The organism is Arthrobacter sp. SPG23 (assembly GCF_000876655.1).
GTDB lineage: Bacteria > Actinomycetota > Actinomycetes > Actinomycetales > Micrococcaceae > Arthrobacter.
In genome coordinates, this window is record NZ_JYCN01000013.1 from 58,258 (window position 1) to 71,146 (window position 12,889).

General features: G+C 67.2%; 9 protein-coding genes. 1 reads left to right on the forward strand and 8 read right to left on the reverse strand.

The window, feature by feature from the left end:
- Positions 1 to 30: 30 nt before the first annotated feature.
- The 7 genes from TV39_RS06265 to TV39_RS06295 form a co-directional block, all read right to left on the reverse strand.
- Positions 31 to 951 carry an ABC transporter permease gene (locus tag TV39_RS06265; protein ID WP_043479739.1) on the reverse strand — a complete coding sequence of 307 codons (921 nt, stop codon included), beginning with the start codon at positions 949 to 951 and terminating at the stop codon, positions 31 to 33.
- Positions 952 to 954: 3 nt separating this feature from the next.
- Positions 955 to 1,899 (reverse strand): ABC transporter ATP-binding protein, encoded by a 945-nt coding sequence (locus TV39_RS06270; RefSeq protein WP_043479741.1) that lies wholly within the window; start codon positions 1,897 to 1,899, stop codon positions 955 to 957.
- Positions 1,900 to 2,094: 195 nt separating this feature from the next.
- Positions 2,095 to 3,594 carry a bifunctional phosphatase PAP2/diacylglycerol kinase family protein gene (locus tag TV39_RS06275; RefSeq protein WP_043479742.1) on the reverse strand — a complete coding sequence of 500 codons (1,500 nt, stop codon included), beginning with the start codon at positions 3,592 to 3,594 and terminating at the stop codon, positions 2,095 to 2,097.
- A gap of 52 nt (positions 3,595 to 3,646) precedes the next feature.
- Positions 3,647 to 4,849, reverse strand: a complete 1,203-nt coding sequence (locus tag TV39_RS06280; RefSeq protein WP_043479744.1) for an MFS transporter — start codon at positions 4,847 to 4,849, stop codon at positions 3,647 to 3,649.
- The gene (locus TV39_RS06285) at positions 4,846 to 5,616 is read right to left on the reverse strand and encodes a DeoR/GlpR family DNA-binding transcription regulator (RefSeq protein WP_043479746.1); all 771 of its coding nucleotides are present in this window, start codon (positions 5,614 to 5,616) and stop codon (positions 4,846 to 4,848) included. The genes TV39_RS06280 and TV39_RS06285 overlap by 4 nt, the downstream gene beginning before the upstream one ends.
- A gap of 79 nt (positions 5,617 to 5,695) precedes the next feature.
- Positions 5,696 to 8,521, reverse strand: a complete 2,826-nt coding sequence (locus tag TV39_RS06290) for an FAD-binding and (Fe-S)-binding domain-containing protein (RefSeq protein ID WP_043479748.1) — start codon at positions 8,519 to 8,521, stop codon at positions 5,696 to 5,698.
- Positions 8,521 to 10,260 (reverse strand): L-lactate permease, encoded by a 1,740-nt coding sequence (locus TV39_RS06295; RefSeq protein ID WP_043479749.1) that lies wholly within the window; start codon positions 10,258 to 10,260, stop codon positions 8,521 to 8,523. Before TV39_RS06295 ends, TV39_RS06290 begins: the two co-directional genes overlap by 1 nt.
- 144 nt (positions 10,261 to 10,404) lie before the next feature.
- Here TV39_RS06295 and TV39_RS06300 point away from each other — a divergent pair, with 144 nt between their 5' ends.
- The gene (locus TV39_RS06300; RefSeq protein WP_043479750.1) at positions 10,405 to 11,097 is read left to right on the forward strand and encodes a GntR family transcriptional regulator; all 693 of its coding nucleotides are present in this window, start codon (positions 10,405 to 10,407) and stop codon (positions 11,095 to 11,097) included.
- A 75-nt stretch (positions 11,098 to 11,172) separates the two neighbouring features.
- On the opposite strand, the gene TV39_RS06305 is transcribed toward TV39_RS06300, so the two are convergent.
- On the reverse strand, positions 11,173 to 12,855 hold the full coding sequence (locus TV39_RS06305) for an ABC-F family ATP-binding cassette domain-containing protein (protein ID WP_043479751.1): 1,683 nt from the start codon (positions 12,853 to 12,855) through the stop codon (positions 11,173 to 11,175).
- Between the last annotated feature and the right edge of the window lie 34 nt (positions 12,856 to 12,889).

Here is a 12,889-nt window from a genome sequence, read left to right on the forward strand (position 1 = left end):
CCTAGACGGCGGTCCGGCCGCCCTCCCCGCTCAAACGTCCCGCTTCTTCAACAGGACCATGGCCAGGACTGCCGGAATGACCACCCACGCGCCAAGCACCAGGGCTGCCTGCCACGCCTCCAGGGTTCCGTCCACGTGTTCCACGGCGGTCAGGGGCGTCACGGTATTGCCGGGAAGGTACTTGCGCGCCTCCTCGAAGAAGTCGCCGGGAATCAGCTGGAAGGCGATGGGAGCCACGAAGAACAGGCCCACCAGGCTCATGATGCCGCCGGCGGAATTCCGGATGATGCTGCCCAAGGACATGCCGATGGAGGCCACCGCGGCCACGTAGAGGCTGTTGACGAGCAGGAGCTTGACGGACTGGGAGCTGGCCAGGTCCAGGCTCAGGCCGTAGTTGTCCAGGATCGGGACCGACACCAGGCCGGCCAGCAGCGTCGAAACGCCGGTCAGGACGAAGGACACTGCTACCACCACAAGGAATTTGGCCACAAAGGCCGGGGTCCTCTTCGGCACTGCCGCGAACGTGGACCGCGCCATTCCGGTGGTGAACTCGGAGCTCATCAGCAGCACGCCGAGGGAACCGAGGATCAGCTGGGCAAAAGCGATGCCGGACGTGGGGGCGCTCACCGCAATATCCCCGCCCTGGGCCGCCATCTGCGCCGCGGCTTCCGGGTCGTTCGCCATCTGCTCGCGGAACTGGCCGGTGGACCACGCCGCCAGGGCACCAAAGCCCACCATCACCAGCATGGTGGAGCCGAGCAGGATCAGCGTGGACAGCAGGGTGCGGAACTTGATGAATTCCGAGTTCAGCACCCGCAGGAAACTGGGACCGGGTCCGGGGGAAGCCGGAGTGCCCGGGCGGGCGGACTGCCCGGAGGGGGCGCCGGCCCGGGATGCGCCGCCCTCAGCCCTGCGGCCGGAGGGGTTGGGTTCCAAAGTTGTAGAGCTCATGGCTTATTTGCCTCCGGTCCGGGCGGGAACGGGGGCTCCCGTGGTGATCAGCGAGTGGTATTCGACCTCATCCTTGGTCAGCTCCATGTAGGCCTCCTCAAGGCTGGCCTGGAGCGGGGTGAGTTCATAGATCATGACGTGGTTGTCCAGGGCTGCACGGGCGATCTGGCGCGGGTCCAGGCCCTTGACCTCCAATAGTTCGTGGTCCTGGGCCTCCACCGAAACTCCCGTTCCGGCAAGGAGGTGCATCAGCTGGTCCGGTTCATCGGTGCGGACGCGGGTGCGGACCGCGCCTTTTCCGGTGATGATGTCCTTGATGGGGGCGTCCGCGATGATTTTTCCGCGGCCGATGACGATCAGATGGTCCGCCGTGACGGCCATTTCGCTCATAAGGTGGCTGGACAGGAAGACAGTCCGCCCTTCCGAGGCCAGGTACTTCACCAGGTTGCGGACCCACACCACGCCCTCCGGGTCCAGCCCGTTGACCGGCTCATCCAAAATGACTGTCTGGGGATCCCCGAGCAGTGCCGCAGCAATGCCCAACCGCTGGCCCATGCCGAGCGAGAAGCCTTTGACCTTCTTTTTGGCGACGTCGGCCAGGCCGGTCATTTCGATGACCTCGTTGACGCGCTTCTTGGGAATGCTGTGGGTGGCGGCCATGGCCAGGAGGTGGTTGTAGGCTGAACGGCCGGTGTGGACGGCTTTGGCGTCCAGCAGTGCGCCCACTTCACGCAGGGGGGCCGCATGCTTGGTGAACGGAACTCCGTTGACCGTGACCGAGCCCGACGTCGGGGCGTCCAGCCCCATGATCATCCTCATCGTGGTGGATTTGCCGGCTCCGTTGGGACCCAGGAAGCCGGTGACCCGGCCCGCCTGGACCGTGAAATCCACGCCGCCCACTGCGGTCTTGTCACCGTAGACCTTGGACAGGCTTCTTGCTTCAATCATGGAAGCGTTCCTTTGCGTAGCTGTGGATGCTGTGACGGCTTCTGCTGGCCGCAGATCCGTTCGTACCTCCCACGCTACAGACGCAAGCCTCCCGTTTCGCCGGTCTCAGGGATGATTCAGGGTGGAATCAGGGTAGTCCCAAGGGATGACTGCGAGGCTGTGCTGGCTGCCGGGCGCGAAGCCTGCGCCGGCCTCCTACGCCGGCTTCGGGGTGTAATAGGTGAGCGCCCCGGGCAGCACCGAGAATTCGACGCGGCGGACGCCCGGCAGGGCTTCCCCGTCCACGGCCAGCGCCATGGGGGACTCCGCCGCTTCCACGGTCACTTTCGTGGATTCGCTCAGATGCGTGATCTTGGACGTGGCCACCGTGCCCGTCAGCACGGACCACAGCAGCCGGATCCGTGCGAAGGATTCGTCGGCAGTGATCATCCGGAAGTCCAGGACGCCGTCGTCCATCACCGGGCGCACCAGCGGGGCATGGTCGCGGGGGTAGTAACGGCCGCGGCCAACGTAGAGGATCCACAGCTTGTGCCGGACGCCGTTCACGATCATGGTGGTGGGCGTTCCGGCCGCAAAGGTCCGGAACATGGCCGCGACTCCGGCGAGCGGTTTGCCGAGTGCGGGCCGGAGCTGTTCCCGGCGTCGGACCAGATTGGGGTAGAGGCCGATGCTCGCTGTGTTGAGCATGGTCCGTTCCAGTCTTTCCGGGCTTCCAGCGAGCCCCCGCTCCACCCGGACGTGCCCCACATCCGCCCGGGCCGCCTCGCCGGCGGACGCCGCCTCCACGGCATCCTCGAGGCTGGAGGTTCCGGCGTCACGGGCGAAGTGGTTCAGCGTGCCGCCGGGCAGCACAAGCAACGGGAGGGAAAGATCGACGGCGACCGCCGCCGCGGTGCCTACCGTTCCGTCCCCGCCCCAGACGCCGAGCGCCTTCACGCCCGGCCGGGCAGCGGCCGCCCTGATTTCTGCGGCGACGTCACCGTCCTCGTCAATCTCCTGTATATACGCTAAGGGGAATACATCCTGCAACGCCTTGATGGTTTCAGGCGCATAGGAGCCGCCCAATGTGTTGACAGCTATGCTGAGCCCCTCGCCGCCGGGCAGTGGTGCTGCCTGGGTGGCGGTGCGGGTGGTCGCCGGGAAGGGCGGCCGGACGGGCCACCACCTGCGGGTGATCATGGCCGCGCCCGCTCCTATGGCGGACCCGAACAGTACATCCGAGGGCCAGTGTGCGCCGGTATGCACGCGGGAGTATGCAACGCCGGCGGCCAGCGGCGCCAGCGCGGAGCCAATGGCAGGCTGGACCAGCCCTACGCCCACCGCAAAGGCGGCTGCGGACGCCGAATGACCTGAAGGCATCGACGAACTGGTGGGTTGCGGGTTGACGAACCGGAACACGGGAAGATGCTCCGGCAGCGGTCTGGCCCGCGGAAGGAGGGTTTTGAACACCACATTGGTGACCGCCGATGCGACCCCCTGGGCAATCAGCCCGTGCAGTGCCGCGCGCCGGGGCTTGCCGGGAACGAGGGCCAGTCCACCGGCCACAGCGAACCACAGCTTTCCATGGTTCGCAGCCGCAGAGAGCCGGCGGAACAGGACATCATGGTTTCCGCCGGGCAGGTTGGACACGGCTTTGAGTAGGGTCCGGTCCAGCCCTGCCACCAAGCCCGGGCCTTTCCTCAGCATCCTTCGCATTTCCCCACCCTACCGCCGCGCCGGCGGATGCCGGGGTTGGCTGCGGCCGCGGCTACTCGTTGCGCAGCGGCGCCCCGGGCAGCGGCTTGGCCGCTCCGGCGAGGAGGAGCGCCACCAGGATGGGCACCATGATCGCGAGCAGGGCCAGGTGGATTCCGGTCAGGTCGCCGAGGTAGCCCAGGAGCGGCGGTCCAGCCAGGAAGGAGATGTAGCCCAGCGTGGAGACCACCGAGACACGGGCGGCAGCTTTCTTGGGATCGTCGGCCGCGGCGGACATTCCCATCGGGAAGGCCAGTGCCGCGCCGATTCCCCAGAGCGCGGCCCCGGCGGTGGCGAGCCACACATTGCCCGCCAGCACAAAGAGGCCAAGGCCCGCGGCGGCCGCCCCCATGCTGGCTCGCAGCACGGCAACCCGGCCGTACTTGTCAATGACGAAACCGCCGCAGAACCGCATGGCCGTCATGGCCAGGACAAAGACCGCAAACATGAGCGCTCCGGTGGATTCGCTGGTCCCCAGGCCGTCAACGGAGGCTTTGGCGATCCAGTCGTTTCCGGCACCTTCTGTCAGGGTGGCGCCGAGGACCACCACCCCGATCAGCAGCGTGCGGCTGTCCCGCCACGCGGATGCCCCCTTCGGCGCAGCGGCGTCACCGCTGGACGGGACTTCAGCGGCAATGTGCGGCAGGAAGTAGCGGGGCGCCACCATGGTCAGCACGGCCACGACGGCGGCAATGACCAGCAGGTGGGCAGGCAGTCCCACACCCAGGCCGGAGAGGCCGGCACCGATCAGGGCGCCCACGAAGGCGCCGCCGCTGAAAGCCGCATGGAACTGCGGCATGATGGTGCGCTTAAGCCGGTGTTCGACGTCGGCCCCTTCGATGTTCTGCGAGACGTCCCACAGGCCGATGCCAACGCCAAAGAAGAACAGTGCAACGGCGGTCCCGGGCACTGACTCGGCCGTGAGGGAGAGGGCGATGCCCACCCCGGCCACCGCAGCCAGGAGTCCGCTGGCCCGGACCGTATTGGCGGTTCCGATCCGTCCCACCACCCACCCGGCAGTGGGGAGTGCGATCAGCGATCCCACGGCCGTGCAAAGGAGCAGCGTTCCCATCTGTCCGGAGGTCACATGCAGGATTTCGGTGACGGCGGGGATGCGGGCGGCCCAGCTGGCAAACACCAGGCCGTTAATCCCGAAGATCAGGAACGTGGCGGCTGCCGCGGCGTTCAGCTTCTGTGTGGACACGGCGATGCTCATACATTCACTACTTTCACTGAGTATTTTCCAAGTTGTGTGAGTTCCTGCGGGCTGAAGGACCTGTCGGTGACGATGACGTCCACGGCGCCCAGACCAGCCACCAGTGCAACGGCGGCGGCGTTCCATTTGGATCCCGCGCAGGCGGCAATGACCCGGCTGGCGGATTCCAGGCCGGCTCGCTTGACGGCGGCGTCGTCGAGGTCGTGCGCCAGCAGCCCGTCCTTGAGGTTCACGGCGCAGGGCGTCACCACGGCGGTATCAAAGCGGAGGGAGCGGATGTTGGCCTCGGCCAGCGGCCCGCGAAAGCACAGCTCGCCAGGGATCAGGCTTCCGCCCGGCACCAGCAGGGCAGGCCGATGCCCGGACTGGCCTTCCGCCGTCAACGCGTTGAGGGCTGGTAACGACATGGGCATCAGCGTCAGTTCGCGTTGCCGCAGCTGGCGGGCGATCCCGGTGGCTGTGGTGCCGCTGTCGAGCCAGACGTGTTCGCGGTCCTGCAGCAGGCCTGCCACTCCGGCGGCGATCCGGGCCTTGGCGTCCTGCCCTTCAAGTTCCCGTTGCCCGTAGCCTGGAAGCTCGCCGCGGAGGACCAGGCTTTTGGCTCCGCCGTGCACCCGGCGGAGGACGCCGTGGACCGCGAGGGCATCGAGGTCGCGGCGGATAGTGGCGCCGGACGCTCCGCACTCAGCCATCAGCTCGTCGACGGTCACCTCTTCACGGCTCCGCAGCAGGTCACCGATCAGCCGGTGCCGCTCTTCAGTCCTCATGTTCAAATGCTAGCCGAAAATGATCATTTAATCAGAACGAATGAGCGTATGGACGGCGATGCCCTAACGAGCGTCCGGGTTAGCGGGTGACTTCCTCCAACAGCTCCAGCACATGGCGGTACTGCGCGCCCGTGGCCCGGGTCATGCCCAGTTCGCACGTCCGGTTGCACGAGGCGTGTGCGGCCGTGTCCATGTCCGCCACTTCCGCCGCCTGTTTCGCGGTGGCCGACGCCGTCAGCTCGGGATGCAGCATGCCGCGGTCCCCGGCGAACGCGCAGCAGCCCCAGTTTTCGGGGACCTCAACCCGGTCGGCCACGGCACCGGCCACCGCACCCAGGGCATCATTAAGCCCCATCCGGGTGGACGAACAGGTGGGGTGGAGGGCCAGGGACTCCAGCTTCCCGTGGTCGGGCAGGCCGGGAAGGATCCGTTCGGCCACGAAGTCCACGGCGTCCACCATGCGCAGGGCGCGCTGCCCGGCCGCGGGTTCGTCCGACTCCACGGCCTGGCGCAGGCCTTCGGTGCAGGAGGATGCGTCGCAGACGATGGGCAGCTCGCCGTCCCGGGTTGCCAGCCGGAGGGCAGCCAGGGTCTTCTCGCGCATGGTCTTCCGGCCGGCGTCCATGCCCTTGGAGGACCAGGGGGTGCCGCAGCACAGGCCGTCGATGCCTTCCGGGACCAGGAGCGTGAGCCCGGCCCGGGCGCACAGCTGTTCGAAGCTGTACTGCACTCCGCGTCCCTCGCCGTCAGGGCCCCCGCCTGCGGGTCCGAACATGGTCCCCACGCAGGCCGGGAAGTAGACCGCGTCAACCTCGCCGGCCGGCGTCGGGCGCTTCCGTACGGAACCGCCGCCCGGCAGTTCAGCGGAATACAGCGGCACGGTGTCCTTCCCCAGCACGGCCCGCGCGGCCTTGTTGGGCGGTGCGATGGCGGCAGCCGGGAGCTTGTCCACTACCGTCAGCGCCAGGGCAGCACCGCGGGTGACGCCTTCCCAGTGCTTGGCCGCCACATTCCAGACGCCGTTGGCGAGCGGGCCGGCGTCGTCCTTCCGCAGTTTCTTGACGAGCGAACCGGTATTGATGTCCACCGGGCAGGCGGTCTGGCACATCCCGTCCACGGCGCAAGTGTCCACGGACTCGTATTCGTAGTCTTCTTCCAGCTCCCTGACCAGTGCTAGGTCCCCGGCCAACCGCGCGGATTCAATGGCGCGCAGCGTGACGATCCGCTGCCGCGGCGTCAGGGTGATGTCCTTGCTGGGGCAAACCGGCTCGCAGTAGCCGCAGGAGACACAGCGGTCCACTTCCTCGGCCACCGGCGGCGCAGTCTTGATGTGCCGCAGGTGTGCCAGCGGGTCCTCGTCCATCAGAACGCCCGGGTTGAGCATCCCGGCAGGGTCGAAGAGCTGCTTGATGGTGCGCATGACGTCGTAGAGCTCATCGCCGTACTGCCGGCGGACGTACGGGGCCATGACGCGCCCGGTCCCGTGCTCGGCCTTGAGCGATCCGCCCTCGGCCAGCACCAGCTCCACCATGTCTTCGGTGAAGGCGCTGTAGCGGTCCAGTTCGGCCGCGGACGCGAAGCCGTCGGTGAGCATGAAGTGGACGTTGCCGTCCTTGGCATGGCCGAAGATCACGCTGTTGCCGTAGCTGTACTTGTCGAAGAGCCGGATCAGTTCCCGGCAGGTGCGGCCCAGCACCGGAACCGGGACCACAATGTCTTCCAGCAGCGCGGTGGTGCCCTGGGGGCGCGCGCCGGCAACCGAAGCGTAGAGGCCCTTGCGCAACTGCCAGAGCTGCCCGCGTTCCCGGGCATCGCCGGTGAACCGGGCGGGAGCAGAAAGTCCCAGCCCGGGGAGGATGCCCTCGCCGTTGCCCTGGAGTTCCGCCAGGTCCCCGGCGTTGCCGGCGGAATACTCGACGAGCAGGCCGGCATGCTCCCGGACCGCCAGATCCTGCACGACGGCGGGAGTCCCCTTGAGCGTCTGCCCCACCTTGAGGGACAGGGCATCCATCAGCTCGATAGTTGCGGCTCCCGTGTCGACGAGCGCCGGTAGGGCCGCATTGGCGGCCTCAAGGTCGGGGAACACCAGCAGGCCCGCGGCAGCGTGCTGGAGCCGCGGGATGGTGCGGAAAACCGCCTCCGCCACGAAACCCAGGGTGCCTTCACTGCCGACGATCAGGTGGGCCATGATGTCCACCGGGGTCCGGAAGTCCAGCAGGGAGTTCAGCCCGTAGCCCATGGTGTTCTTCATCGAGAACTGCTGACGGATCCTGTGGACGGAGTCCGCGTTGTTCCGGACCCGTTCCGCCAGCCGGGCCAGTCCCTCGTAGAGTTCCGGTTCGAGGGCGCGGAGTTTCCGGTCGGCGTCCGGCGCTCCGGTGTCGATCACGGTGCCGGAGGGCAGCACCACGGTCAGGGACTCCAGTGTGCGGTAGGTGTTGTCCACGGTGCCGCAGTTCATGCCGGAGGAATTATTGGCCACCACGCCGCCGATCGTGCACGCCGCCTCGCTGGCCGGATCCGGGCCGAACTTCCGGCCGTAGCGGGCGAGCCTCGCGTTGAGCGCCCGCACGGTGACGCCGGGCTGGACGCGGACCCGGGCGCCGTCGTCAAGCACTTCAATGTCCCGGAAGTTGCGCCGGACGTCCACCAGCACGCCGTCGGTGACCGCCTGGCCGCTCAGGCTGGTGCCGCCGGATCGGAAAGTCAGCGGCACGCCCTGGGCAGCGCTGGCGCGCAGCAGTCCGCCCACATCGGCAGCACTCCCGGCGGTGACCACGGCCTGCGGGATCAGCAGGAAATGAGAGGCGTCATGGGCGTTCGCGTGCAGGTCAATGGCCCGGGTCTTCACCTGGGCCGGATCCTTCACCGCCGCGCGGAGGCCAGCCATGTCCAAGGGTGCCATCAGGGGACCATCCAGCCCAGTACGGGGGTGGACTGCAGGAAGATCAGCACAGTAATCAACGCCAGCAGGCCCAGGCTCCAGCCGAGGAGCTTCCGGAAGAGGGTTCCCTCGGCGCCGTCCAGGCCCACCGCCGCGGAGGCAACAGCCAGGTTCTGCAGTGACAGCATCTTGCCCATCACGCCGGCGGAGGAGTTGGACGCGGCCATCAGTACCGGAGACAGGCCGGTCTGCGCCGCGGCCGTGGCCTGCATCTGGCCGAACAGCGAGTTGGAGGAGGTGTCAGAACCGGTCAGGGCCACGCCGATCCAGCCGATCAGTGGTGAGAGTACGGCGAAAAAGCCGCCCGCGGAGGCCAGCGCAAAGCCCAGCGTGGTGGTCTGGCCGGACAGGTTCATCACGAAGGACAACCCCAGGACGGCAGTGACGGTGACGATGGTCCAGCGCAGCTGGACAATGGTTTCCCGGTAGATCCGCAGGCCCTTTGAGGCAGAGATCTTGTACAGCACCATGGTGAGCAGGCCGGAGAACAGGAGCAGGGTGCCGGTCGCCTTGAGGTGGTCGAGCTTGAATTTGGTGGCCGCGACCGGCTTGCCGGCCGAATCAGTGATGTCCAGCCCGGGCCACGCGAACGTCACGCTTCCCACTTGTCCCAGCCAGGTCTTGACGAACGGGATCTGCGCCACCGAGAACACAGCGATGATGATCAGGTAGGGAGCGATCGCCATCCAGATCTGCCGCGGTTCAGGCCTTGAGTTGTCGGTCGGAACCGAAGGCCCTGAGGCGGCTGCAGGGTGTTCCGCGCCGGAACCTGTCGCCGGCGTGGCTGCGGAACCGCCATCACGGGAGCCGGCAACGGCCCCGACGGCGGCGGCGGCGTGCGCGGCCTCCGGTGCGGCCTCCACGGCGCCTCCCATTCCGACAGTTTCTTTCGGCTGCCAGACCTTGAGCATCAGCAGCACGGCGGCCACTGTCACGACGGCGGCCACAACATCCGTGAGTTCCACCGCGAAGTAGTTGGAGGTGACGAACTGGGCCGCGCCGAAAGCGACACCGGCCACCAGGGCCACGGGCCAGGTCTGCTTCACGCCGCGCCGTCCGTCGACGATGAACACCAGCAGCAACGGCACAATGAGCGCAATGAAAGGCGTCTGGCGTCCGGCCATCGAAGAAAGGTCGTGCAGCGGCAGGCCGGTGACGCCATTAAGGGCGATGATCGGCGCCGCCATGGCGCCGAAGGCTACGGGAGCCGTGTTGGCCAGCAGCGACACCACGGCCGACTTCAGCGGTTTCATGCCGGCGGCCATCAGCATGGCGGCGGAAATGGCCACCGGCGCGCCGAAGCCGGCCAGGGATTCCAGCAGGGCGCCAAAGCAGAAGGCGATCAGGATTGAAAGGATGCGGAGGTCGTTCGAGATGGAGCGGATGGTCCGTCCCAGCACTTCGAACCAGGGGGTGGCCACGGTGAGCCGGTAGATCCACAGCGCGTTGACCAGGATCCACAGGATCGGGAAGAGTCCGTAGAAGATGCCGGCCGCGGTGGCGCTCAAGGCCTGGTTGACCGGCATCCGCCAGCCGACGATGGCCAGCACGAGGGAGAGGGCGAGGCTGGCGAGGGCCGCCTTGGGTGCCTTGACCTTGAAGACGCCCAGGAGGACGAAGAGCAGGACGAGGGGAAGTGCCGCGCAAAGGGCTGAAATGACTAGGGACCCGGCAATGGGATCGAGGATCTGCTGAAACATGTGTCTCCAGATTGTGTTAGGCGTCACAACACCGTGGCGCCCTACGATTGTCTAACAAGTACACATGATGGTCAAGAGAGACTTGTTGACTTGTCTGGCAAGATGGAGGTAAATCAAGAAACCCTAGGCGGAAATGGAGCTCCGGTGGCCGGCCGAATTGCAGCAGTCTCGATCGTGGACGCTATCGCCGCAGATCTGCGCAGCCGGATCTATGCCGGTGACCTCGGCTCCGGCCAGACCCTCACCGAGACAGACGTCGCCTCGTCCTACGAGGTGGCACGTCCCACGGCGAAGGCGTCGATCGAGAAGCTCGTCGCAGAGGGACTGCTGGACCGCGGCACGCACAAGACCGCCCGCGTAGTGGACCTCGGCCCGGACTCCGTGCGGGACATCTATCTGGCCCGCGCATATTTGGAAAGCGAAGTGCTCCGCAGGCTCGCCCGTACCAGGGACGTCCCGGAGGCGGCCCTGCAGGCCAACCGCGACATCGCAGCGGTGCAGACGGGTGCCCCGCTCGACGTCGTCGAACCGGACATGCGGTTTCACACCAGTCTCATCGACGCCGTCGGCAACGAGCGCATCAGCAGGATGTACCGCTCGCTCGTGGGCGAGGTGCGGCTGTGCATGGTCCGCATCCAGTCCCTGCGCCTCCTGGACACCGCACTGATCCAGGCCGAACACCAGAAAATCCTGGAACTCATCGAATCCGGCCAGGGGGACGCCGCGGCAGAGGTGCTCGACGAGCACCTCGGGCGCGCGCGGGAACGGCTGGTGGCCGCCATGGGAGGGACCGCCGGCCCGGAAGCCGGGGTACGCTCCGAACTGCTGCCGGAGTAACTGGCCCCTGTTTCCCGGACCAACTGACACGCCGGTTCAGCGGCGCGGTTCAGGCACCGTTCTAGCGGCACCGTTCTAGCGGGCGCGTTCCACGCGCTTCTCATCCCAGACCGGCTCCGCGGATTCGTACACCTTGCCGTCGGAACCGAACACCAGGAAGCGGTCGAAGGTCCGGGCGAACCAGCGGTCGTGCGTCACGGCCAGGACAGTTCCCTCAAAGTGGTCGATGGCACGTTCCAGGGCCTCGGCCGAGTGCAGGTCCAGGTTGTCCGTGGGCTCGTCGAGGAGCAGCAGGGTGGCCCCGGAGAGCTGCAGCAGCAGGATCTGGAACCGCGCCTGCTGCCCGCCGGACAGCGATTCGTACTTCTGCTCCGACTGGGACGCCAGGCCGTACCCGTCCAGGGCGCCCGCGGCTGCCTCGCGGCCAAGGCCGGAGCGGTGTTCGTCGCCGCGGTGCAGGATTTCCAGCAGGGTCTTGCCGAGCAGGTCGGGGCGGACGTGGGTCTGGGCGAAGAAGCCTGGACGGATGCGGGCGCCGAGCTTGACGGTGCCTTCGTGCGGCACTTCGGCGATATCAACGTCGGACACCGGCAGGTGCTCCCGCTCGGGATCCGTTCCGCCCGTGGCGAGCAGGCGCAGGAAGTGGCTCTTGCCGGAGCCGTTGGAGCCCAGCACACCGACGCGGTCCCCGAACCAGACCTCGGTGGAGAACGGCTTCATCAGCCCGGTCAGTTCCAGCTTCTCCGCCACGATGGCGCGCTTGGCGGTGCGGCCGCCCTTGAGCCGCATCTGCACGTTCTGCTCGATCGGCAGCGCCTCGGGCGGACCGGCTTCCAGGAACTTCGCCAGCCGGGTCTGGGCGGCGTGGTACCGGTTGGCCATGTCCGAGCGGAACGCGGCTTTGTTCTTGTACATGTTGACGAGTTCCTTGAGCTTCACGTGCTCCTCGTCCCAGCGCTTCCGAAGCTCCTCGAAGCGGGCGTTACGGTCCGCGCGGGCGTCCACGTAGGAGCCGAAGCCACCGCCGTGGATCCAGGCGCCGGCACCGTTGATGCCCGGCTCAAGGGTCACGATGCGGCCCGCTGCGTTGTTCAGCAGTTCCCGGTCGTGGCTGATGAAGAACACGGTCTTCTTGGACTCGTTGAGCTTGGCCTCGAGCCAGCGCTTGCCCGGGACATCGAGGTAGTTGTCCGGCTCATCGAGGAGCAGCAGTTCGTCGGGACCGGCGAACAGCGCCTCCAGCACCAGCCTTTTTTGCTCGCCGCCGGAGAGGCTCGACGCCGGGCGGTGCTGCGCGCGGTCAAACGGAAGTCCCAGCGCGGCCATGCAGACCTCGTCCCAGACCGTCTCGACGTCGTAGCCGCCGGCGTCCCCCCAGTCCACGATGGCCTGGGCGTACTGCATCTGGGTGGGCTCGTCGTCGTGCTCCATCATGGCGAGTTCGGCGTCGTCGACGGCGCGCGCGGCAGCGGCCAGCGCGGGCGGGGCGGCGGACACCAGTAGGTCGCGGACGGTGGAGTCGTCGCGGACCTGGCCCACGAACTGGCGCATGATGCCCATGTTGCCGGACCGGCCGATCACGCCTTCATCCGGCACAAGGTCGCCGGAAATGATCCGGAACAGGGTGGTCTTGCCGGTTCCGTTGGGCCCGATCAACGCCGTCTTGGTGCCGTCCGGGACCTTGAAGGTCACCCCGTTGAGCAGCTGGGTGCCGTCGGAGAGGAAGTAGTCGATGCCGGAAACGTCAATATGAGCCACGCCTTCAATCTTCCCACGGCAGCACCCTCTGAGT